The following is a 19,733-nucleotide window of genomic DNA, read 5'->3' on the forward strand; positions in this document are numbered from 1 at the left end:
GCCTTTTCAACCAATGGGCGGGCGCCCTGCTGGCCGTGCTCGCCTTCTTTGCAGCGCAAACCTTCATCCACCACACCGAGACCGAGGAGACCACACCATGTCCGACGAAGTCGACCTGGCCAACGACGCCGTACAGAACCGACTGGATGGCGCCATCGCCATGCAGCGCGCCGCCCTGCACCGGCAGGGCACACCCGAGTGCGAGGACTGCGGCGACGACATCCCGCTGGACCGCCGCGCCGTCTACCCGGCCGCCACGCGCTGCGTCGCGTGCCAAGGCCGCCGCGAAACGCTGAACCGGCAAGGAGTACGAGCATGAGCGCGACAAAACTGCGGGAGTGGGTTGAAGCCCAGCTTGGCCGGGCGCCCGTGCAGTACGACGCGGTCCAGTTGGCCGGCCAAGAATGGTGGGTGCATATCTGGGAGCGCTCGGGCTCGATGGAGCTGACCCACCAGGTCGTAGTCGGGGGAGATCGTCGGTTCTACAAGGTGAGCGACGGCGTCGATAGTCCCCGCTGGGAATATGTCGTAAAGCCAGACGACACGACTAGGCCGGACGACAGCTTCTACGTGCGCCGAGGTGGCTACGCCCCGTCACTGGAAGAGGCCGCCGCTTGCTGCCTGGCGGTCGTTGAACGCCGGGAGCTTGTCGACGGCGTGTGCTGGTTTGAGGGTAACGACGACTGCTGGACCGCCCGCCACGATAGCGAGGAAATCGAGGTACGCCGCAAACAATTCGTCACCGATTGTGTCTTGCCATGGCACTGGGAGCGAAAGCACGCCTCCGCAAAATGCTTGGCCGCGCTCGTCGGGGCCATAGCGACGGCTCCTTGGGCGGGAAGGAGGCGACGCTGGAGGATGCGCGCAGAGCGGCCTTGCGGGCGCCTGCCGACTTCAGGGCGGCGTGCGCCGCGGCGGCAGGACTGGAAGGCAGCGACCTGTTCAGGGCCGGCCGCCAAGCCGCGCTCGTGGAAATTGAGGCGGCAATCGGGCGCATCTCTGCACAGGGGGGCGCATGAGCATCTTGCATGTCGTGAGCGTATCGGGCGGAAAGGACAGCCTGGCAACGCTGCTCATTGCCATCGCGCGATTCGGTCGACATCGCGTAATCGCGATCTTCTGCGACACGGGGAACGAGCACGACGAGGTGCACACCTACCTCGATTACCTCGAGCAAGCGTTGGGCATTGCCATCATCCGACTGCGGGCGAGTTTCGACGATGAGATTGCCGCCAAGCGGCGATTCATTGCCAACGACCGCCGCACCCGGCGCGAATACAAGACCGAGCCGGTATTCGACGAGAGCGGAACGCCCGTACCGGCTCGCGACGGCCGTGGCAGGATCGTCACGCGAACGGTGAAACGCGGCGGCGTGATTGTGGAAGAGGCCGTGCAGAAGACCCGCAAGGTCGGCGGTGGCCGCCGGGTACGGTGGACCAACAAAGCCAAGCGCCGCGCCCTCGCGATTCTTCAGCCAACGGGGAATCCCTTCCTGGACTTGTGCCTATGGAAAGGCCGGTTCCCCAGCCGCAAGGCCCAGTTCTGCACGGAACAGTTGAAGCGCAACCCAGCGGTGGAATTCCAGCTCGACCTCGTCGATGCCGGACATACCATCGTGAGCTGGCAAGGCGTCCGCCGTGACGAATCGCAGAACAGGCGCGATGCGCTCAAGTTCGAACGAGTCGCGCCCCGCATGTACATCTTCCGCCCAATCGTCGACTGGACCGCGATGGAAACCGTGGCCTACTCGACCGCGCGCGGCATGCGGCACAACTCGCTGTATAGCCAGGGCTGCGATCGTGTCGGCTGCATGCCCTGCATAAACGCGGGCAAGGACGAGCTGCGGCAAATCGCGGCGCGCTGGCCTGAACACTTCGCCAGGATTTCCGAATGGGAGGATCTGGTAAGCCAGGCGTCGAAGAGGGGTTTTCCACCTTCTTCAATAAGGAGCTGCACCAGCCGGGCACAAGCGATCGGCGCGTGCACGCGGCTAACGCGGTGGCTGCCGTGATTGAATGGGCGCACACCGCACGCGGTGGCCGGCAGTTCGATATGTTGAGCGATCAAATCGAGCCGAACGCTTGTGCTTCGTCGTATGGCCTTTGCGATCAAGCCGCAGGGTTCGACAGTAAAGTGCAAATCGCGCGCTCGCAGAATCATGCCGCAAACGTCCGGGCAGCCTCACTATCCACACCGGGGCAGGAACTCGCCATTGCTGACGATGCGCGATCGTGCACGCTCGACCTGTTCGACTCCAACGCCGCCGAGGCCTTTGCGCTTAACGTCATCGGCTATCAGCGCGAGACGAGCTGATGCGCTACCCCGGCGGAAAAGGCGGGTCCGGCGTCTACCAGACCATCATCAACCTGATGCCAGCTCACGACCGGTACATCGAAACCCACGTCGGCGGTGGCAACGTGCTCGAGCGGAAGCGGCCGGCCCGATCGTCGATCGCCATCGACATCGATCCGGCCGTCGCCGAACACTGGCGCCGCCAGGCCCTGCCAGGTGTGACCGTGGTCAACGGCGACGCCGTCGCGTGGCTGGCCAATCAGACCTTCACCGGCACCGAGTTGGTATACAGTGACCCGCCCTACCTGATGGAGACGCGCAGGAGCGGGCCGCTCTACCGGCACGAGTACACCGTCGAGGATCACGTCGCGCTGCTGGATGCGCTGAAGCGGCTCCCCTGCCCGGTGATGCTGTCCGGCTACCGCTCCGAACTCTACGACGACACGCTGGCCGGCTGGCGCAGCGTGGACTTTCAGGCGATGACACGGCGCGGGCCGGCGATCGAAACCGTGTGGATGAACTACCACCCGCCGAAGGTGCTACACGAATCGACCTACGTCGGGCGCGATTTTCGCGAGCGCGAGCGCATCAAGCGCCGCCGGCAGCGGTGGCGCGAACGCCTGCTTCGCCTCGACCTGGCCGAGCGCCAGGCCCTGCTCGACGAGCTGCGCGAGCTGCTGGCGGACGGCGGGCACGACCGAACCGAGCTGATCGCCGCGGCGGGAACCGTACTTCCTGCAGGCTCGCCATTTGCAGCGATGCCGGATCTAGTCGGAAACAGCGATGGTCGACCGCACACGCTCGACCTGTTCGCCATCGCAGACGCCGCCGCCGGCGGCATCGCTATTTCTGGCGAGCCTGGCCAGACTCTCACTTGCGATCGTTCTTCCCTGGCGGAAGGGCAATGCAACCAGCAGTTGGCCACTTCGTAACGCGGTCGTGCAACGACTCGGGGCGCAGATTGGTATAGCGCTTCAAGCTCTTCCAATCCTTGTGCCCTGACACCATCGCAACTTGCTCGATCGAATACCCCAGTTCGAAGAGCCGGCTTATCCCCTCGTGCCGCATGTCGTGAAACCGCAAATCGACGATGCCGGCCTCCGTTCGGATTTGCTGGTATGCCGCCGTGACCGATCGCGGGTCGTAAGGAAAAATCCGGTCATCCGTGACAGGGAGCGAGGCCACAATATCCCACGCAGGCCCCAGCAGCGGCACCACTTGGTCGTTCAGCTTCTTGTTGTTGGGGTCTTTACGTTCGCGCGCCAACACGCACCGCTTGTCCCGGTCGAGATCGTCCCATCGAAGCGCCGTTACCTCGCTGATTCGCATGCAGCTATAGATTGCGAATTCGAAGATTACGTCGTGCGGGATGAAGGCATTTGGGCCTGTCTGCCGCTTGCGGAGCCCCTCAAGAATCTTGCCGATTTCGATCGACGTGGGGCGACGATCCCGGCGCCGGCTGCGCCCAATGAGCCCCAGTCGCTTCAGCTCGATCGTCGTGTCGGCGTATAGCTCCAAGACATTCCCGAGCGGCAATCCCCACATCCTCTTGGCGTAAGACAACACGCCATGCAGATATGAAACATCATGCGCGACCGTTGCAGGCCCTGCGCCGGACTCTGCCCGCTCGCGACAGTGAGATAGAAGGTCGGCGGGCACAAGCTCAGTGGCAACGCGGCGCGCGATGTCGAAGCCGAGGAGCATGTCGAGGACGTGGCGCTTCGTCCGGCCAAGCGGCTGAATCCGTTCAACCTCGTCGACGTACTTCTCGATCAGCTCGCCGATCGTGAGCTTGGGAGCCTTTCTCCGCTCGACGGCGCCGGGCTCGACCAGCTCAAGTTCCACGCGGGCCGCCCATTCCTTGGCCAACCTTTCGCGGGGGAAGGTCCGCGCTTCGCTGTAAACTACGGCCCCTCCGCGCTTGATTCTGATCTGCGCGCGGTAGGAAACCGCGCCCTGCTTCCCCGTCCGTTTCGTGATCGTCGCCATGGTGCTACACGCTCAATTTGGAGCACCAAATGTAGCACTGAGCCACAAGAAACGGGCAAAAACGGGCAGAAACAAGCCGCAATACGGCAAGGCATCAATCGCATGAAACCCGCATCATCACTGGGAAATCCAGCAATCACGAGACCGCGCCGCGTCTGCTTGGCGCCGATGCTCGACTGGACGGACCGCCACTACCGCTTCTTCCTGCGCCAGATCACGCGCCACACCTATCTGTATACCGAGATGGTGACCACCGGCGCGCTGCTGCACGGCGAGCCGCCGCGTTTCCTCGACTACTCCGACTGCGAGCACCCGGTAGCGCTGCAGCTGGGCGGCTCCGAGCCGGCCGAGCTGGCTGCCTGCGCGCGCATGGCCGAGCGCTGGGGCTACGACGAGGTCAACCTCAACGTCGGCTGCCCGAGCGAACGGGTGCAGTCGGGCGCCTTCGGCGCCTGCCTGATGGCCGAGCCCGAGCTGGTGGCCGATTGCGTCAAGGCGATGCGCGACGCGGTCGGCATCGACGTCACCGTCAAGCACCGCATCGGCATCGACGAGATCGAGCACTACGAATACCTGCGCGACTTCGTCGGCACGGTGGCCGCGGCCGGCTGCGACACCTTCGTCGTGCATGCGCGCAACGCCATCCTCAAGGGTCTGTCGCCCAAGGAGAACCGCGAGATCCCGCCGCTCAAGTACGGCTACGTGCACCGGCTCAAGCGCGACTTCCCGGCGCTCGAGATCGTCCTCAACGGCGGCCTGGCCGACTGGGACCAGGTCGATGCCCAGCTCGAACACGTCGACGGCGTGATGATCGGCCGCATGGCCTACCACGACCCCTACCGCTTCGCCGAGGTCGACGCGCGCTACTACGGCGACAGCCGGCCGGCGCCGAGCCGCGCCGAGGTGGCGCGCGCGCTGATGCCCTACATCGCCGAACGCATGGCGGCCGGCCGCAGCGAGGTCAAGCACATCGTCCGCCACGTGCTGGGCCTCTACCAGGGCCGGCCCGGCGCGCGGCAATGGCGCCGCATGCTGAGCGACAGCAACTTGCTGCGCGGCGCCACGCCGGCGCTGATCGAGGCCGCGCTGGCCCAGGTCGAGCGCGACGCCCTGCCCGCCTGACCCACCCGGAACACGCCGCCATGCCGCTCCGCTTCCTCCGCCTGCTGCTCGCCCCGCTCGGCCTCGCCGCGCTGGCGGCCGAGCCCACGCTGCTGGCCACCATGGGCGGCAAGGCCTCGGTCTCGTTCGGCGCCCGGCCGGTCACCATGGCGATCGGCGACAGCCGCGACGGCGTGAAGCTGGTGGCGGTCGGCGAGGACAACGCGACTTTCCTGATCGACGGCAAGCGCAAGCAGGTCCGGCTCGGCCAGTCGTTCTACGCCTCCGGCTCCAGCCCGTCCGCCGGCACGCAGGGCGGCGGCAACACGCTGACGCTGTTCGACGCCGGCCGCGGCCATTTCCTCGCCAACCTGGCGGCCAACGGCGGCGCGGTGCGCGGCATGATCGACACCGGCGCGACCTTCCTGTCGCTGTCGGCGCCCGACGCGGCGCGGCTCGGCGTGCGGCCCGACCGCAGCAAGGCAGTGCGCCTGAGCACTGCCCAAGGCACCAAGATCGCCTGGCTGGCCAAGGTGACCGAGCTGAAGCTCGAACACATCACGCTCTACAACGTCGACGCGGTGGTCTCCGACGGCGGCTACCCCGAGATGCCGCTGATCGGCATGAGCGTGCTCAACCAGCTGAACCTGCAGCGCGACGGCGACCGCATGACGCTGAAGAAGAAATACTGAACCCCTGGACCTTGCGACATGAACAAGCGTGACGATCTGAGCCAGTGGAGCATCTGGCCGCCGGCCTTCGCCGGCGCAGTGGCGCTGGCCGCGCTCGGCGGCCTGCTGCTCGCGCTGGAGATGCCGGTCTGGCTGCTGGCCGGCTGGGCGCTGGCCACGGCGGCGCTGGCCTGGCTCGGGCTGCCGCGGCTCGGCTTCCACACCTGGCGCGACGGCGACGCGCTGTGCTGGCGCTGGGGCCTGCTGCGGCACGGCGCGGTGCGGCGCCTGCCGCTGGCCGGGATCGCCGCGGTCGAGGTCGCCGCGCTGCCCGACCGGCCGAACCGGCCGGTACGCAGCACGCCCGGCGTCGAGCTGCACGGCGGCAACTTCACGCCCAAGCTCAACCGCGGCGTGAAGCTCGCCACGCGCGACGGGCAGATCATCTGGCTCTGCCTGCCCGAACCCGGCAAGGTCGCCCAAGCGCTGCGCGCCGTGCTGCAAACCGCCGCCCAGCCAGAAATCCTCCCGCAGGAAGGTCATCAGCCATGAAGCAGCTCGTCCTCGCCAGCAACAACGCCGGCAAGCTCCAGGAATTCCAGCGCCTGTTCGCGCCGCTCGAGATCGAGCTGATCCCGCAGGGCCGGCTCGGCGTCGGCGAGGCCGAGGAGCCCTATGCGACCTTCATCGAGAACGCGCTGGCCAAGGCGCGCCACGCCGCCGCGGCGACCGGCCTGCCGGCGCTGGCCGACGACTCGGGCATCTGCGTGCGTGCGCTCGGCAATGCGCCCGGCGTGTATTCGGCGCGCTATGCCGGCGAGCCGAAATCGGACGCGCGCAACAACGAGAAACTGGTCGCCGCGCTGGCCGGCAACGCCGACCGCCGCGCCTTCTACTACGCGGTGCTGGTGCTGGTGCGCCATGCCGACGACCCGCGCCCGCTGATCGCCGAGGGCCGCTTCGACGGCGAGGTGATCGACGCGCCGCGCGGCAGCCATGGCTTCGGCTACGACCCGCACTTCCTGGTGCCCGCGCTCGGCCTCACCGTGGCGGAACTGACGCCCGAGCAGAAGAATCCGATCAGCCACCGCGGCCGCGCCCTGGCCGCGCTGCTGGACAAACTGAAGGAGGACGCGCTGTGAGCGGCTGGCCCAAATGGCTGAAGGACGACGGCTCGGTGGTGAGCTGCTTCGAGAAGGTCAAGGTGATGGAAGAGAACCTCGGCGAGATCCGCCAGATGACGCAGGACGCGTTCGAGGACGGGCTCTTGATGGAAGTGTCGGAGGCGCAGATGCGCGAGGCGCTGCACCGCATGGTCGACGAGCTGGTCAACCCCTATGGCCGCAGATAGCGCGCCGGGCCGCGAGCGCCGGCGCTTCGCGCTGCTGATCGGCGTCGGTCTGTTGCTCGCCGCGATCCAGTTCTTCGTGCTGCCATCGAAAGGCCGCACGCCTTCGCTGCCGCGCGGCCTGGCCGAAGAGGCCTACGCATCGGCGCGCGAGACGCCGGTCGAGGTCGCCATCGGCCAGCTCAACGGCGGCCGCTGGGAGCACGCGCAAATCGTCTACCCCGGCGACGATGCGGCCGCGCTCTGCCCGCCGCTGGCCGAGGGCCGCGCCGCCTGCGAAGCCGCGCTGGCGCCGCCGCTCAAGCAGCCGGTGCTGCTGGGCTTCAAGGCCGGCCGGCTGAGCCATATCGAGCAGGTGCCGGCCAACCTGCTGCAACTGGCCGGCTGCAGGCGCGAGCTGCTGTCGGCGCAAAAGGCGCGGCTGCTGCGCGAAGGCGGTAGCCAGCCGGCCCAGCTCGGCTGCCTGCCGGCCGCCCGAGACGAATCCCGATGAGCATCCCGATCCATCCGCATCCGACCTACCGACCGGCCGCGATCCAGCCGATCGGCCGCAGCCACTGGCAGCTCGACGCGCTGCCGCCGCTGTCGCTCTACATCCACTTCCCTTGGTGCGTGCGCAAGTGCCCCTACTGCGACTTCAATTCGCACGAGGCCAAGACCGGCTTCGACGAGGCCGGCTACGTCGAGGCGCTGCTGCGCGACCTCGAACACAGCCTGCCGCTGATCTGGGGCCGGCCGGTGCATACGGTATTCATGGGCGGCGGCACGCCGAGCCTGTTCTCGCCGGCGGCGATGGAGACGCTGCTGGCCGGCCTGCGCGCGCGGCTCAAACTGCTGCCCGACGCCGAGATCACGCTCGAGGCCAATCCCGGCACGGTCGAAGCCGCCAAGTTCGAGGGCTACCGCGCCGCCGGCATCAACCGGTTGTCGATCGGCATCCAGAGCTTCGACCCCGGCCACCTGCAGGCGATCGGCCGCATCCACGACGCCGACGAAGCGCGCCGCGCCGCCGCGCTGGCGCGCGACACGTTCGACACCTTCAACCTCGACCTGATGTTCGCGCTGCCGGGCCAGACCCTCGCGCAGGCGCTGGCCGACGTCGAGACCGCGCTGTCGTTCTCCCCGACCCACCTGAGCTGCTACCACCTGACGCTGGAACCGAACACCTGGTTCTACCGCCATCCGCCCGAGCTGCCCGACGACGATGCCGCCGCCGAGATGCACGACGCGATCGAGGCGCGGCTGGCCGCGGCCGGCTTCGAGCACTACGAGACCAGCGCCTACGCGCGGCCCGGCCATGCCGCCCGCCACAACCTCAACTACTGGCGCTTCGGCGACTACCTCGGCATCGGCGCCGGCGCGCACGGCAAGCTCAGCTTCCACGACCGCATCATCCGCCAGGCGCGCTACAAGCAGCCGGCGGCCTACCTGAAGGCGGTCGCCGCCGGCAACGCGGTGCAGAGCGAGGACGTGCTCGGCCACGACGCGCTGCCGTTCGAATTCATGCTCAACGCGCTGCGGCTGGCCGAAGGCTTCGCCGTGCCGCTGTTCAGGGAGCGGACCGGCCTGCCGCTCAACGTGATCGAGAAGCCGCTGCTGGAAGCCGAGCGGCTCGGCCTGATCGAGCGCGACCACCAGCGGATCCGGCCGAGCGAACGCGGCCGGCGCTACCAGAACCAGCTGCTGCAGCTGTTCTTGCCCGCTTGAGCGACGGCCGCCTCCCCGTAGGTCGAGTTTTACTCCCGACAGCGCCCTCGGCCGGCATTGCCGTCGGGAGTAAATCCCGACCTACGACGACACCGCTGCCGCACCGGAAATCCCGGCTGGAGCGCCGCGCAGCCCCGGCGCAGAATAGCGGCCGCGACACGATCACACCCCAACCCAAGAGACCCTTGCCATGAACAAGCAGATCATCCACAGCGACCACGCACCCAAGGCCGTCGGCACCTACTCGCAGGCCGTCAAGGTCGGCGACACCGTCTACCTGTCCGGCCAGCTCGGCCTCCACCCGGTGACGGGCGAACTGGCCGACGGCTTCGAAGCCCAGGCCCACCAGATGTTCCAGAACCTGCGCGCGGTGGCCCAGGCCGCCGGCGGCGACCTCAAGGACATCGTCAAGCTCGGCGTGTTCGTGATCGACCTGGCCAACTTCGCCAAGCTCAACGAGATCATGGGCCAGTACTTCGAAGCGCCCTACCCGGCCCGCGCGGCGATCCAGGCCGCGGCGCTGCCCAAGGGCGGCCTGGTCGAGGCCGACGCGGTGCTGGTGCTCGGCTGATCGCCGTACCTCCGCATGCGAAAAGGGGCGCGACGGCGCCCCTTTTTCATTGCCCGGCCGGCAGGCCCGGTCAGGACGACCAGGGATAGGTGGAATAGACGTAGGCCGGGTCCGCGCTGGTCGCATCGGCCGGGATCGCCGTGACCGGCGAGCTGCTGTTGATCGCGTTGTAGATGTTGAACACCGTCGTGTTGTAGACCGGCGCGATCATCAGCACGCGCGAGCGGTCCGGGTCGGTCTGGCCCTTGTTGGCGCCGTCGAGGTCCTGGCAGTCGACGATCAGCTGCTGGCCGCCCAGGCCGGCCGGCAGCTTGGCCACCGTGGTGCCCTGGATCAGCGCCTGTTCGAGGCCGAGGCCGCGGCCGGCGATCAGGTAGGACGAGGCGACGATCCCGGTGCGGTCGTGGCCGCTGGCGCAATGGATGTAGTAGATGCGCGGCTTGGCGTGGGTCGCCGCCATCAGCTTGGCCAGGTCCTGCGCCGAGTGCTGGTCGAACACGTCGTTGCCCGGCGTGGCGTGCGGCTCGATCTGCCAGTTGCACATCTGCGCCTCGAGCGGCGCCGCCGGCGTCGGCGGATACCAGGCGCGGCCGGCCAGGTCGGTGGCGATGTCGCTGCCGCCGAAGGACTGCAGCTCCCACAGGATCGAGCCGCCCTCGGAGGCCTGGCTCTGCAGGCAGATGTCGCACAGCACGTAGTCGCCCTGGGCGGGGAAGTCGGTCTTGCCGGTCTGGGCCTGGTACTTGGCCTGCATCGCCGCGTGCAGGCCGGCGAAATCGACCTGCTGCAATCCGTTGGCGACGGTCGGCGCGGTGAACGGCACGTTGCCGCGGAACAGCATGTTGCCGCTCTTGGCGACGTCGACCAGGAACACCATGGCCGGATCGAGCACCTGGTACAGGCTGTCGATGCCGGACGGCTGCGCGCCCGAGGGCTGCACCACCGGGATATTGTCCGGCGTGGCGCTGCTGAAGGCGCCGATGATGGTGGCGTCGTCGTTCGGGTACTGGCCCTTGGTATCGAGCGCCCACGGCTGGTCGGCATTGCCGAGCAGGAAGTTGAGGTGGCACTCGGCGCTCCAGGCGCCGCTGCCCGTGCCGCCGCTGATGGTGACGTAGCCCTCGGCGTAGGCGCTGTCGTTGTAGATCGTGATCGTGGTGCCGGGCACCACGGTGACCGAAGGCAGCGGCGTGGGCGGCTGGGCGGGGACGTCGGCGCTGAACGCGCCGGACATCAGGGTGACGACGACCGTGGTGCCGGCCTGGGGCGCGAACAGATATGCGTAGCTGTGGGTGGCGGAAGCCATGGGCGATCCTTGCGAGGGTCGGTTCGACGGACGATGCGGGCCGGCCCGGGGCGCTCCAAGCAGTGCGCTCCGGGCCGGGCCTACTAGGTTTAGGCGCACCGGCGCGCGAAGGAAACCCGGCCCGGTAACAGCGCGCCCGGCGGGCCGGTTCCGGGCGCATTTCTCCATGGCCGCGGCACGAATGCACAAGAAAAAATCCGCCGCCGGCGGAGCGCGCCGGACTAGCCGTTTTTCGCCGCCGGATATATTCGCGAAAACCCCACACTCGCCACTGGGACGAAGGCCCGTGACGGCGCAACGTGGCATGATCGCGGCCGTCGCACCACCTTGGTGCCGCCTGCCAGCGAGCCTTACCCCATGCTCCAGACCCTGCGCCGACGCCTGCTCCTGACCGGGAGCCTGGCGGTCCTGCTGTTGCCGACCGGCTGCGGCAAAGTCGTCAACCAGCCCTACCCGAACGAGCAGATCGCCGGCAACGTGCTGTTCTCCTCCTTCCAGGAGCGACCGAAGTACCTCGACCCGGTGAGCTCGTACAACCTCAACGAGACGCCGTGGATGTACCAGATCTACGAGCCGCTGCTGCACTACCACTACCTCAAGCGCCCCTACACGCTCGAGGGCCTGACCGCCACCGAAGTGCCGCTGCCGAGCTACTTCGACAAGGACGGCCAGCCGCTGCCCGACGATGCCGCCGCCGACCGGATCGCCACCAGCCTCTACACCATCCGCCTCAAGCCGGGCACCCGCTACCAGCCGCACCCGGCGCTGGCGCGCGACGCCGCCGGCAACTTCCTCTACCAGGATCTCGAGCCGGCCCAGATCGACGGCAAGTTCTCGATCTACGACTTCCCGCTCGACAAGGCCGCCGTCAGCACCCGCGAGGTGACCGCCGACGACTACGTCTACCAGATCAAGCGGCTGGCCAGCCCCTACGTGGCCACGCCGTCGCCGATCTACAACCTGCTCAACCAGTACATCGTCGGCCTGAAGGACCTGGGCGACCGGCTCAAGGCCGAGAAGAAGGCGGCGCTGGCCCAGCGCGACGCGCGCGACCGCTACCTGCCGTGGCGCGACCTGCGCGAGGTGCCGCTCGAAGGCGTGCGCGCGATCGACAAGTCGACGCTCGAGATCCGCGTGACCGGCAAGTACCCGCAGTTCAAGTACTGGATGGCGATGACCTTCTTCGCGCCGATCCCGTGGGAAGCCGACCGCTTCTACGCCCAGCGCGGCATGGCCGAGAACTCGCTGTCGCTCAACAACTGGCCGGTCGGCACCGGCGCCTTCATGCTGACCGAGCAGGGCCCGACCCGCTACGTGATGAAGCGCAACCCGAACTACCGCGACGAGCGCTACCCGAGCGAAGGCATGCCGGAGGACCGCCGGCAGGGCCTCTTGGCCGACGCCGGCCAGCGCATGCCCTTCCTCGACGAGATCGTGCTCAACATCGAGAAGGAAGGCGAACCGCGGCTGGCCAAGTACATGCAGGGCTACTACGACATCCCCGATGTCAGCCGGCTCGACACCGGTTTCGTCTTCCTCAAGGAACAGATGGACAAGACCGGCCGCTGGCAGACGCTGCGCGACCACGACATCCGCATGATCACCAGCATCGAGCCGAGCAACTGGTGGGTGGGCTTCAACTGGCTCGACCCGGTGGTCGGCAAGGGCGAGACGGCCGAGGAGCAGACGCGCCACCGCAAGTTGCGCCAGGCGATCTCGATCGCCACCGACTGGGAAGAGCACGCCGCGATCTTCTTCGATACCTACGGCCCGTCCGAGGCCGCCATGGGCCCGGTCCCGCCCGGCCTGTTCGGCTACCGCTCGGGCCGCGAGGGCATGAACCCGGTCACCCACGTCTGGCGCGACGGCCAGGCGGTGCGGCGGCCGATCGAGGACGCCAAGAAGCTGCTGGCCGAAGCCGGCTACCCGGACGGCCGCGACGCCAAGACCGGCAAGCCGCTGCTGCTGTTCTTCGATTCGAGCGGCGTCGGCCCGGCCTACCAGGCGCGGCTGGACTGGCAGGTGAAGCAGGTGCAGAAGCTCGGCATCCAGATGGAAGTGCGCGCCGCCGACTACAACCGCTTCCAGGACCGCATGCGCAAGGGCAACGCCCAGATCTACTTCTGGGGCTGGTTCTGCGACTACCCGGATCCTGAGAACTACCTGTTCCTGCTGACCAGCTCGCAGTCGAAGGTGAAGTTCGACGGCGAGAACGCCTCGAACTACTCGAACGCCGAGTTCGACCAGCTCTACACCCGCATGCAGGCGCTGCCCGACGGCCCCGAGCGGCAGCGCGCGATCGACCGCATGATCGACATCGCCCGCGAGGACGCGCCGTGGAGCTTCGGCCTGTTCCCCGGCTCGGTCGGCATCTACCAGACCTGGCTGCGCAACGCCAAGCCGACCGCGGTGGCCAACGACAAGCTGCGCTACCTGCGCGTCGACGGCGCCCTGCGCGCGCAGAAGATCGCCGAATGGAACAAGCCCAAGGCCTGGCCGCTCGGCATCGGCGCGCTGGCCGGCCTGGCGCTGCTGTGGCCGGCCTGGCTGATCTACCGCCGGCGCGAACGCGCCGACGCCCGCTCGACGCGCATGGCCGTCGCGGTCCACGCACCCAAGGGACGAACGCATGATCGCCTACCTGATCCGCCGCACCATCTACGCGGTGCTGGTCCTGGCCGGTATCAACCTGGCCACCTTCTTCCTGTTCTTCTCGGTCAACACGCCGGACGACATGGCGCGGCTGCAGCTGGGCGGCAAGCGGGTGGCGGCGGAAGCGATCGAGCGCTGGAAGGCCGAGCGCGGCTACGACCGGCCGCTCTACTTCAACCCGGCCGCCAGCGGCGTCGGCAAGCTCACCGACACGGTGTTCGCCGAGAACACGCTCGGCGTGGTGGCGCTCGACTTCGGCAAGACCAACGAAGGCCGCGACATCGGCTGGGAGATCGCCAACCGCATCCTGCCGACGCTGTCGGTGGCGATCCCGGTGTTCCTGATCGCGATCGGCCTGTCGATCGTGTTCGGCCTCGGCCTCGTGCTGTTCCGCCATACCTGGATCGACACCGCCGGGTGGTCACCCTGGTCGGGCTGATGTCGATCTCCTCGCTATTCTTCATCATCGTCGGCCAGTTCGTGTTCTCGCGGCTGATGAGCGTGACGCCGATCTCGGGCTTCTCGCCGCCGCCGGACATGTTCAAGTTCCTGCTGCTGCCGGTGGCGGTGGCGGTGCTGTACCAGCTCGGCCCCAACACCCGGCTGTACCGGACGCTGTTCCTCGAGGAGCTGGGCAAGGACTACGTGCGCACCGCGCGCGCCAAGGGCCTGTCGGAGATCGCCGTGCTGCTGCGCCACGTGCTGCGCAACTCGCTGATCCCGATCATCACCTCGGCCGGCCTGCTGCTGCCGGCGCTGCTGGCCGGCTCGATCCTGCTGGAGACCTTCTTCGGCATCCCGGGCCTGGGCACCTTCACGGTGGACGGCATCAACAACCAGGATTTCTCGATCGTGCGGGCGATGGTGTTCTTCGGCTCCTTCCTCTACGTCGCGACCTACCTGCTGACCGACTTCGCCTACGCCTGGACCGACCCGCGGGTGCGGCTGCAATGACCGCCTCGATGTCCTGTAGAAGCGGCTTCAGCCGCGAACCGGTCGAGCGTCGCATTGGCCATTCGCGGCTGAAGCCGCTCCTGCAAAATCCGGCGCCCCTTGCGCCGCCGCGGACCGTTTCTGAGGAACGCCCCATCATGAAAATCGTCATCCTGTGGACCGACTGGGTCGTCTTCCTGGTCATCGCCGCCACCCTGTTCTACGGCTGGAAGGTGCGCCGCACGCCGCACCTGGCCAATACCTGGCGGCGCGCCTTCACCGATCCGACCGGCGCGGCGGCCGCCACCGTGCTCGGCTTCTTCATCGCCATCGGCGTGGTCGATTCGCTGCACTACCGGCCGCTCTTGGCCAGCGCAGCCGGCGGCGAGCCGGCCTACGCCACCGAGACGCGCTCGGCGCTCGACGCCCTGCTGGCCGAACAGGCCGACAACAAGGAGCGCAGCTACTCGGCGCCGCTGGCCTACCAGGGCTACGAGAAGGAAGCGGTGACGGTGAACGGCCAGACCAGCCGCATCTACCCGCGGCTGGCGCACGCCGGCCTCGCGCTGAAGGACCCGGCGCACGACTGGGCCGGCGACGTCGGCGTGCTGACCGCCGTCGGCGTGGCCAAGGGGGCCTGCTGGCCGCGCTGATCGTCTGCGGCGCGGTGCTGCTGCTGGCGCGCAGCCGCCGGATCGCCCCGGGCGCGGCCTGGCGCGTGCTGGCGCGCGGCGAGAGCCGCTACCCGCTGCGCAGCGTGCTGGCGACCACCGCGGTGCTGTGCGTGCTGAGCTGCGTGGCGCTGTCGCTGGCCTCGGAATACCACGTGTTCGGCACCGACCGGGTCGGCAACGACCTGTTCTACGTGGTGCTCAAGAGCATCCGCACCGCGCTGGTGATCGGCACCATGTCGACGCTGGTGACCATGCCGATCGCGGTCGGCCTCGGCATCATGGCCGGCTACCTGCGCGGCTGGGTCGACGACGTGATCCAGTACGTCTACACGGTGATCAACTCGATCCCCTACGTGCTGCTGATCGCCGCCGCGGTGCTGATCCTGATGGTGTTCATCGACAACCACGCCGACCTGTTCCCGACCGCGGCCGAGCGCACCGACGCGCGGCTGTTCTTCCTCTGCGTGATCCTCGGCATGACCAGCTGGACCGACCTGTGCCGGCTGATCCGCGGCGAGGTGATCAAGCTGCGCGAGGCCGAGTACATCCAGGCCGCCCAGGCCTTCGGCGTCGGCACCTGGCGCATCCTCAGCGTCCACCTGCTGCCCAACGTGATGCACCTGATCCTGATCAGCCTGGTCATCAACTTCTCCGGCCTGGTGCTGGCCGAGGCGGTACTGAGCTACGTCGGCATCGGCGTCGACCCGTCGATGCAGAGCTTCGGCACGCTGATCAACACCGCGCGGCTCGAGCTGTCGCGCGAACCGACCATCTGGTGGACGCTGGCGACGGCCTTCACCTTCATGTTCACGCTGGTGCTGTCGGCGAACCTGTTCTCCGATTCCATCCGGGATGCCTTCGATCCCCGGGCGATTCACCGTTGATCCCGCGGAGTAACCAGACATGTTGAAACTCGACCAACTCCGCACCGAGATCCATTCCAGCCAGGGCATCGTCGTCGCCGTCGACGGCGTCAGCCTGTCGATCGAGCCGGGCGAGACCTTCGCGCTGGTCGGCGAATCGGGCTCGGGCAAGTCCGTCACCGCGCTGTCGATCAGCCGCCTGCTGCCCGACAACGCCTGCATCGCCGCCGGCGACGTGCGCCTGGGCGACGTCAGGCTGGCCGACCTGCCCGAGCGCGAGATGCGCCACTACCGCGGCCGCCGCATCGCGATGATCTTCCAGGAGCCGGCCACCAGCCTCAACGCGGTGCTCACCGTCGGCCGCCAGCTGGTCGAGGCGATCGAGACCCATACCGCGCTGCGCGGCAAGGAGGCGCGCGCCAAGGCGATCGACTGGCTGCGCCGGGTCGGCATCCCCGAGCCCGAGCGGCGCATCGACACCTACCCGTTCCAGATGTCGGGCGGCCAGAAGCAGCGCGTGATGATTGCCATGGCGCTGGCCACCGAGCCCGAGCTCTTGATCGCCGACGAGCCGACCACCGCGCTCGACGTAACGGTGCAGAAGCAGATCCTCGACCTGCTGCTCGACCTGCAGCGCGAGCGCGGCATGGCCATGCTGCTGATCACCCACGACCTCGGCGTGGTGGCCCAGGTGGCCGACCGCGTCGGCATCATGTACGCGGGCGAGCTGGTCGAGCTCGGCAGCAAGCGCGACTTCTTCGCCCACCCGCGCCACCCCTACGCGGTGCGGCTCTTGGGCGCGCTGCCCGACGTCGACAAGCGCGGCCACCTGCTCGAAGCGATCGCCGGCAGCGTGCCGGCGCTGAACCAGAGCTTCACCGGCTGCCGCTTCGCGCCACGCTGCTACTCGGCCACCGCGCGCTGCCGCGCCGAGACGGTGCCGATGTATCCGCAGCCGACCCCGGCCGGCGACGCCGCCCACGCGGTACGCTGCTTCGTCTACGCGCCGGCCGACCCGGTCGCGCTGGTGACGCCGCCCGAGCGCGAACCGGCGCCGCGCGCGGTGCCCAAGCAGAGCGACGCGCCGCCGCTGCTCAGCGTGCGCGACCTGCGCGTGCGTTTCCCGATCCGCTCGGGCCTGCTGCAGCGCGTGACCGGCCACGTCGACGCGGTGCACGAGGTCTCGTTCGACCTGCGCCCCGGCGAGACGCTGGCGCTGGTCGGCGAATCGGGTTCGGGCAAGACCACCACCGGCAAGGCCATCCTGCAGCTCTTGCGCGGCAGCGCGGTGGTCGACGGCAGCGCGGTGCTGCACGGCGAGCGCGACATCGACCTGATGCGCGCCGGCCCGCGCGAACTGCACGTGGCGCGGCGGCAGATGCAGATCATCTTCCAGGATCCGTTCGGCTCGCTGAACCCGCGCATGCGGGTGGGCGAGATCCTCGAGGAAGGCATCCAGTCGCTGCGTCCCGACCTCGATGCGGCTGCCCGGCGCGAGCGCATCAAGGGCCTGCTCGACCAGGTGAGCCTGCCGCTGGTGTCGCTGACCAAGTATCCGCACGAATTCTCGGGCGGCCAGCGCCAGCGCATCGCCATCGCCCGCGCGCTGGCGGTCGATCCCAAGCTGATCGTCTGCGACGAGCCGACCTCGGCGCTCGACGTCTCGGTGCAGGCGCAGATCCTCAACCTGCTCAAGGATCTGCAGCGCGAGCTCGGCGTGGCCTACCTGTTCATCACCCACAATATCGGCGTGGTCGAATACCTGGCCGACCAGATCGCGGTGATGAAGAACGGCCGCATCGTCGAGGCCGGCCGCTGCAGCGAGCTACTGGGCGCGCCGAGCCACGACTACACCCGCACGCTGCTGGCGGCGGTGCCGCGGGCCAAGCTGGAGGACGAGGCGGAGATGACGGCGCCGGTATCGGCCTGACCGGCCGGGACGGCAGCCATGCAGACGGGACGCGAAGCGTCCCGTTTTCTTTTGCGCGGCGAACGCTAGCCCGCGGGCGGCCGCTTGAGGTTCTCGATGTAGCGGATGCCCAGCAGCTTGAGCACCAGCGTCCGGAACGCCTTGCCCAGCGGGTAGAACACCCGGGCGCCCAGGCGCGAGCCGAACAGCCGGTAGTTGATCCGGTTGAACAGGCCGGACGGCGTGCTGAGCAGGGTCAGCACCCGGATCGCATCGGGGCCGTAATAGATCGCGTCGCGGAATTTGACGACCATGCCCTGATCGATGTCGAGGCCGGCCGCGGTGATCTCGTCCATCAGCGCGCCGGGCTGCCGTGCATCGATCAGGTGCAACTGGCCGACCGCCTCGCGGATGCGCACGTAGCGGCAATAGGTGGTGCAGACCGGGCATTCGCCGTCGTACACCAGCCAGACGTCTCCCTGGGCTCGCGCCATCGTGTCCATGTAAGGCTCCTTGCTTGGGCTTGGTTGATCGGTGATGACGATGCTATGATACATACCAATTAACTAATTAGCTAAATGTTATGAACATCGATCACGTCTTCGAAGCGCTCGCCTCCACGCCGCGGCGCAAGATCCTGTCCTATCTCTCGGCCGCGCCGCTGACGGCCGGCGAGATCGCCGAACGCTTCGAGATGAGCAAGCCGGCGCTCTCCAAGCACCTCAAGATCCTCGAGCACGCCGGACTGGTCCGCAGCGAGCGCAAGGGCCAGTTCGTGCAGTACAGCCTGGCCGACGACAACCTGCTGGCCCGGTTGCACGACTGCCTCGCCACCTTCTGCCCGGTCGGCGGACCGCTGAAGCGCGAAAGCGCCGAGCTGGCCAAGGGCAAGCCATCCGAGAACGCGAACTAGGAGCCCGCCATGCCTGCCATCGACAATGCCATCTACGACCGGATCGCCACGACCTGGTGGGAAGAGGACGGCTTCATGGCCCTGCTGCGCACCGTGCTGAATCCGCCGCGCTTCGCCTACTTCGAACACCTGCTGCGCGGCCGCCTGGGCATGCCGGCGGCCGGGCTGCGGGTGCTCGACGTCGGCTGCGGCGGCGGCCTGCTGTCCGAACGGTTCGCCGCACTGGGCTGCGAAGTGACCGGCATCGACCGCTCGAGGCCCACGCTCGATGCGGCGCGCGCCCACGCCGAACGCGCCGGGCTGCCGATCCGCTACCAGGAAGCCTGCGCCGAGGCCTTGCCGTTCGCCGCCGGCGAATTCGACCTGGTGATCTGCTGCGACGTGCTGGAGCACGTCGACGACCTCGACGCGGTGGTGGCCGAGATCGCCCGCGTGCTGAAGCCGGGCGGCCTGTTCTTCTTCGACACCATCAACCGTACGCTGCGCAGCCGGCTGATCGCCGTCCAACTGGCGCAGAACTGCGCGCTGACCCGGCTGCTGCCGCGCGACGTCCATGTCTGGGACAAGTTCATCCGGCCGGCCGAACTGGCCGAAAGGCTGGAACGGCACGGCCTGCCCGCGGTGGAATTCCGCGGCCTGTCGCCGCGCGGCAACCCGTTCAAACTGCTGCTCGCCCTGCTCCAGCGCAAGCTCGGCCGCATCGGCTACGCCGAGCTGGGCCGGCGGATCGGCCTGGCGGTCGGCCGCGACCTGTCGATCAGCTACCTGGGTTACGCCATCCGCACGCAACGGGGCTGAAGCCGG

22 protein-coding genes and 1 pseudogene are annotated in these 19,733 nt (G+C 68.1%); 20 read left to right on the forward strand and 3 right to left on the reverse strand.

The annotated features are described in order from the left end of the window. Window positions 1-97 precede the first annotated feature (97 nt). From H9L41_RS21970 to H9L41_RS21985, 4 genes are all read left to right on the forward strand, one after another. Window positions 98-319 carry a TraR/DksA C4-type zinc finger protein gene (locus tag H9L41_RS21970; protein ID WP_028447778.1) on the forward strand — a complete coding sequence of 74 codons (222 nt, stop codon included), beginning with the start codon at window positions 98-100 and terminating at the stop codon, window positions 317-319. A 696-nt stretch (window positions 320-1,015) separates the two neighbouring features. After that, complete coding sequence (locus tag H9L41_RS21975; RefSeq protein ID WP_187523594.1) at window positions 1,016-2,011, forward strand: phosphoadenosine phosphosulfate reductase domain-containing protein; 996 nt, start codon at window positions 1,016-1,018, stop codon at window positions 2,009-2,011. After that, entirely contained in the window at window positions 1,999-2,313 is a 315-nt protein-coding gene (locus tag H9L41_RS21980; RefSeq protein ID WP_187523595.1) for a hypothetical protein, read from the forward strand. Before H9L41_RS21975 ends, H9L41_RS21980 begins: the two co-directional genes overlap by 13 nt. Next, window positions 2,313-3,224 (forward strand): DNA adenine methylase, encoded by a 912-nt coding sequence (locus tag H9L41_RS21985; RefSeq protein ID WP_245589256.1) that lies wholly within the window; start codon window positions 2,313-2,315, stop codon window positions 3,222-3,224. The genes H9L41_RS21980 and H9L41_RS21985 overlap by 1 nt, the downstream gene beginning before the upstream one ends. Here the strand turns inward: H9L41_RS21985 and H9L41_RS21990 are convergent. Continuing rightward, on the reverse strand, window positions 3,163-4,281 hold the full coding sequence (locus H9L41_RS21990) for a tyrosine-type recombinase/integrase (protein ID WP_051319359.1): 1,119 nt from the start codon (window positions 4,279-4,281) through the stop codon (window positions 3,163-3,165). The two genes, H9L41_RS21985 and H9L41_RS21990, sit on opposite strands and share 62 nt — an antisense overlap. A gap of 168 nt (window positions 4,282-4,449) precedes the next feature. On the opposite strand from H9L41_RS21990, the gene dusA reads away from it, so the two are divergent. The 8 genes from dusA to H9L41_RS22030 all read left to right on the forward strand — a co-directional run bounded on the left by dusA (window position 4,450) and on the right by H9L41_RS22030 (window position 9,679). Further along, complete coding sequence (dusA, locus tag H9L41_RS21995) at window positions 4,450-5,403, forward strand: tRNA dihydrouridine(20/20a) synthase DusA (protein ID WP_034607954.1); 954 nt, start codon at window positions 4,450-4,452, stop codon at window positions 5,401-5,403. Between the two features lie 20 nt (window positions 5,404-5,423). Continuing rightward, complete coding sequence (locus H9L41_RS22000) at window positions 5,424-6,074, forward strand: retropepsin-like aspartic protease family protein (protein WP_028447780.1); 651 nt, start codon at window positions 5,424-5,426, stop codon at window positions 6,072-6,074. Window positions 6,075-6,092: 18 nt separating this feature from the next. Beyond that, entirely contained in the window at window positions 6,093-6,605 is a 513-nt protein-coding gene (locus H9L41_RS22005; protein ID WP_028447781.1) for a hypothetical protein, read from the forward strand. Further along, window positions 6,602-7,195: an RdgB/HAM1 family non-canonical purine NTP pyrophosphatase gene (rdgB, locus tag H9L41_RS22010; protein WP_028447782.1), complete on the forward strand. Its 594-nt coding sequence runs from the start codon at window positions 6,602-6,604 to the stop codon at window positions 7,193-7,195. Before H9L41_RS22005 ends, rdgB begins: the two co-directional genes overlap by 4 nt. Continuing rightward, a complete protein-coding gene (locus tag H9L41_RS22015; RefSeq protein ID WP_028447783.1) occupies window positions 7,192-7,404 on the forward strand; it encodes a hypothetical protein in 213 nt (70 codons plus the stop codon). The genes rdgB and H9L41_RS22015 overlap by 4 nt, the downstream gene beginning before the upstream one ends. Next, window positions 7,391-7,894 carry a hypothetical protein gene (locus tag H9L41_RS22020; protein WP_028447784.1) on the forward strand — a complete coding sequence of 168 codons (504 nt, stop codon included), beginning with the start codon at window positions 7,391-7,393 and terminating at the stop codon, window positions 7,892-7,894. Before H9L41_RS22015 ends, H9L41_RS22020 begins: the two co-directional genes overlap by 14 nt. After that, window positions 7,891-9,108, forward strand: coding sequence for a radical SAM family heme chaperone HemW (gene hemW / locus H9L41_RS22025; RefSeq protein ID WP_084300565.1), 1,218 nt, complete (start codon window positions 7,891-7,893; stop codon window positions 9,106-9,108). The genes H9L41_RS22020 and hemW overlap by 4 nt, the downstream gene beginning before the upstream one ends. A 190-nt stretch (window positions 9,109-9,298) precedes the next feature. Continuing rightward, window positions 9,299-9,679, forward strand: a complete 381-nt coding sequence (locus tag H9L41_RS22030; protein ID WP_028447786.1) for a Rid family detoxifying hydrolase — start codon at window positions 9,299-9,301, stop codon at window positions 9,677-9,679. Between the two features lie 70 nt (window positions 9,680-9,749). On the opposite strand, the gene H9L41_RS22035 is transcribed toward H9L41_RS22030, so the two are convergent. Then, entirely contained in the window at window positions 9,750-10,985 is a 1,236-nt protein-coding gene (locus H9L41_RS22035) for a hypothetical protein (RefSeq protein ID WP_028447787.1), read from the reverse strand. A 555-nt stretch (window positions 10,986-11,540) separates the two neighbouring features. Here H9L41_RS22035 and H9L41_RS26330 point away from each other — a divergent pair. The 6 genes and pseudogenes from H9L41_RS26330 to H9L41_RS22055 form a co-directional block, all read left to right on the forward strand. Further along, window positions 11,541-13,115 (forward strand): annotated as a pseudogene (locus tag H9L41_RS26330) (ABC transporter substrate-binding protein); the annotation flags it as partial. 499 nt (window positions 13,116-13,614) lie between these two features. Next, complete coding sequence (locus H9L41_RS26335; protein WP_373282128.1) at window positions 13,615-14,076, forward strand: ABC transporter permease family protein; 462 nt, start codon at window positions 13,615-13,617, stop codon at window positions 14,074-14,076. Between the two features lie 56 nt (window positions 14,077-14,132). Further along, window positions 14,133-14,591: an ABC transporter permease gene (locus H9L41_RS26340; RefSeq protein WP_373282129.1), complete on the forward strand. Its 459-nt coding sequence runs from the start codon at window positions 14,133-14,135 to the stop codon at window positions 14,589-14,591. 137 nt (window positions 14,592-14,728) lie between these two features. Beyond that, a complete protein-coding gene (locus H9L41_RS25285) occupies window positions 14,729-15,223 on the forward strand; it encodes a hypothetical protein (RefSeq protein WP_265584085.1) in 495 nt (164 codons plus the stop codon). Window positions 15,224-15,237: 14 nt separating this feature from the next. Beyond that, window positions 15,238-16,128: an ABC transporter permease gene (locus H9L41_RS25290; RefSeq protein ID WP_265583877.1), complete on the forward strand. Its 891-nt coding sequence runs from the start codon at window positions 15,238-15,240 to the stop codon at window positions 16,126-16,128. A 19-nt stretch (window positions 16,129-16,147) separates the two neighbouring features. Then, window positions 16,148-18,037, forward strand: coding sequence for a dipeptide ABC transporter ATP-binding protein (locus H9L41_RS22055; RefSeq protein WP_051319360.1), 1,890 nt, complete (start codon window positions 16,148-16,150; stop codon window positions 18,035-18,037). A 65-nt stretch (window positions 18,038-18,102) separates the two neighbouring features. Here the strand turns inward: H9L41_RS22055 and H9L41_RS22060 are convergent, their stop codons facing one another. Continuing rightward, a complete protein-coding gene (locus H9L41_RS22060; protein ID WP_211236928.1) occupies window positions 18,103-18,519 on the reverse strand; it encodes a DCC1-like thiol-disulfide oxidoreductase family protein in 417 nt (138 codons plus the stop codon). 80 nt (window positions 18,520-18,599) lie between these two features. Between H9L41_RS22060 and H9L41_RS22065 the strand changes: the two genes are divergently transcribed. Then, entirely contained in the window at window positions 18,600-18,929 is a 330-nt protein-coding gene (locus H9L41_RS22065; RefSeq protein WP_028447792.1) for a metalloregulator ArsR/SmtB family transcription factor, read from the forward strand. A gap of 9 nt (window positions 18,930-18,938) precedes the next feature. Then, window positions 18,939-19,727 (forward strand): bifunctional 2-polyprenyl-6-hydroxyphenol methylase/3-demethylubiquinol 3-O-methyltransferase UbiG, encoded by a 789-nt coding sequence (gene ubiG, locus H9L41_RS22070; RefSeq protein ID WP_034607961.1) that lies wholly within the window; start codon window positions 18,939-18,941, stop codon window positions 19,725-19,727. Window positions 19,728-19,733: the final 6 nt, after the last annotated feature.

The sequence above is a fragment of the Chitinimonas koreensis genome (assembly GCF_014353015.1).
GTDB lineage: Bacteria > Pseudomonadota > Gammaproteobacteria > Burkholderiales > Chitinimonadaceae > Chitinimonas > Chitinimonas koreensis.

Excerpts from the sequence above, each read along its gene's own strand:
- H9L41_RS21970 (WP_028447778.1), top strand. The coding sequence starts at position 98 with ATGTCCGACGAAGTCGACCTGGCCAACGACGCCGTACAGAACCGACTG.
- H9L41_RS21975 (WP_187523594.1), top strand. The coding sequence starts at position 1,016 with ATGAGCATCTTGCATGTCGTGAGCGTATCGGGCGGAAAGGACAGCCTG.
- H9L41_RS21985 (WP_245589256.1), top strand. The coding sequence starts at position 2,313 with ATGCGCTACCCCGGCGGAAAAGGCGGGTCCGGCGTCTACCAGACCATC.
- H9L41_RS21990 (WP_051319359.1), bottom strand. The coding sequence starts at position 4,281 with ATGGCGACGATCACGAAACGGACGGGGAAGCAGGGCGCGGTTTCCTAC.
- dusA (WP_034607954.1), top strand. The coding sequence starts at position 4,450 with ATGCTCGACTGGACGGACCGCCACTACCGCTTCTTCCTGCGCCAGATC.
- H9L41_RS22000 (WP_028447780.1), top strand. The coding sequence starts at position 5,424 with ATGCCGCTCCGCTTCCTCCGCCTGCTGCTCGCCCCGCTCGGCCTCGCC.
- H9L41_RS22005 (WP_028447781.1), top strand. The coding sequence starts at position 6,093 with ATGAACAAGCGTGACGATCTGAGCCAGTGGAGCATCTGGCCGCCGGCC.
- rdgB (WP_028447782.1), top strand. The coding sequence starts at position 6,602 with ATGAAGCAGCTCGTCCTCGCCAGCAACAACGCCGGCAAGCTCCAGGAA.
- H9L41_RS22020 (WP_028447784.1), top strand. The coding sequence starts at position 7,391 with ATGGCCGCAGATAGCGCGCCGGGCCGCGAGCGCCGGCGCTTCGCGCTG.
- hemW (WP_084300565.1), top strand. The coding sequence starts at position 7,891 with ATGAGCATCCCGATCCATCCGCATCCGACCTACCGACCGGCCGCGATC.
- H9L41_RS22030 (WP_028447786.1), top strand. The coding sequence starts at position 9,299 with ATGAACAAGCAGATCATCCACAGCGACCACGCACCCAAGGCCGTCGGC.
- H9L41_RS22035 (WP_028447787.1), bottom strand. The coding sequence starts at position 10,985 with ATGGCTTCCGCCACCCACAGCTACGCATATCTGTTCGCGCCCCAGGCC.
- H9L41_RS26335 (WP_373282128.1), top strand. The coding sequence starts at position 13,615 with ATGATCGCCTACCTGATCCGCCGCACCATCTACGCGGTGCTGGTCCTG.
- H9L41_RS26340 (WP_373282129.1), top strand. The coding sequence starts at position 14,133 with ATGAGCGTGACGCCGATCTCGGGCTTCTCGCCGCCGCCGGACATGTTC.
- H9L41_RS25285 (WP_265584085.1), top strand. The coding sequence starts at position 14,729 with ATGAAAATCGTCATCCTGTGGACCGACTGGGTCGTCTTCCTGGTCATC.
- H9L41_RS22055 (WP_051319360.1), top strand. The coding sequence starts at position 16,148 with ATGTTGAAACTCGACCAACTCCGCACCGAGATCCATTCCAGCCAGGGC.
- H9L41_RS22060 (WP_211236928.1), bottom strand. The coding sequence starts at position 18,519 with ATGGACACGATGGCGCGAGCCCAGGGAGACGTCTGGCTGGTGTACGAC.
- H9L41_RS22065 (WP_028447792.1), top strand. The coding sequence starts at position 18,600 with ATGAACATCGATCACGTCTTCGAAGCGCTCGCCTCCACGCCGCGGCGC.
- ubiG (WP_034607961.1), top strand. The coding sequence starts at position 18,939 with ATGCCTGCCATCGACAATGCCATCTACGACCGGATCGCCACGACCTGG.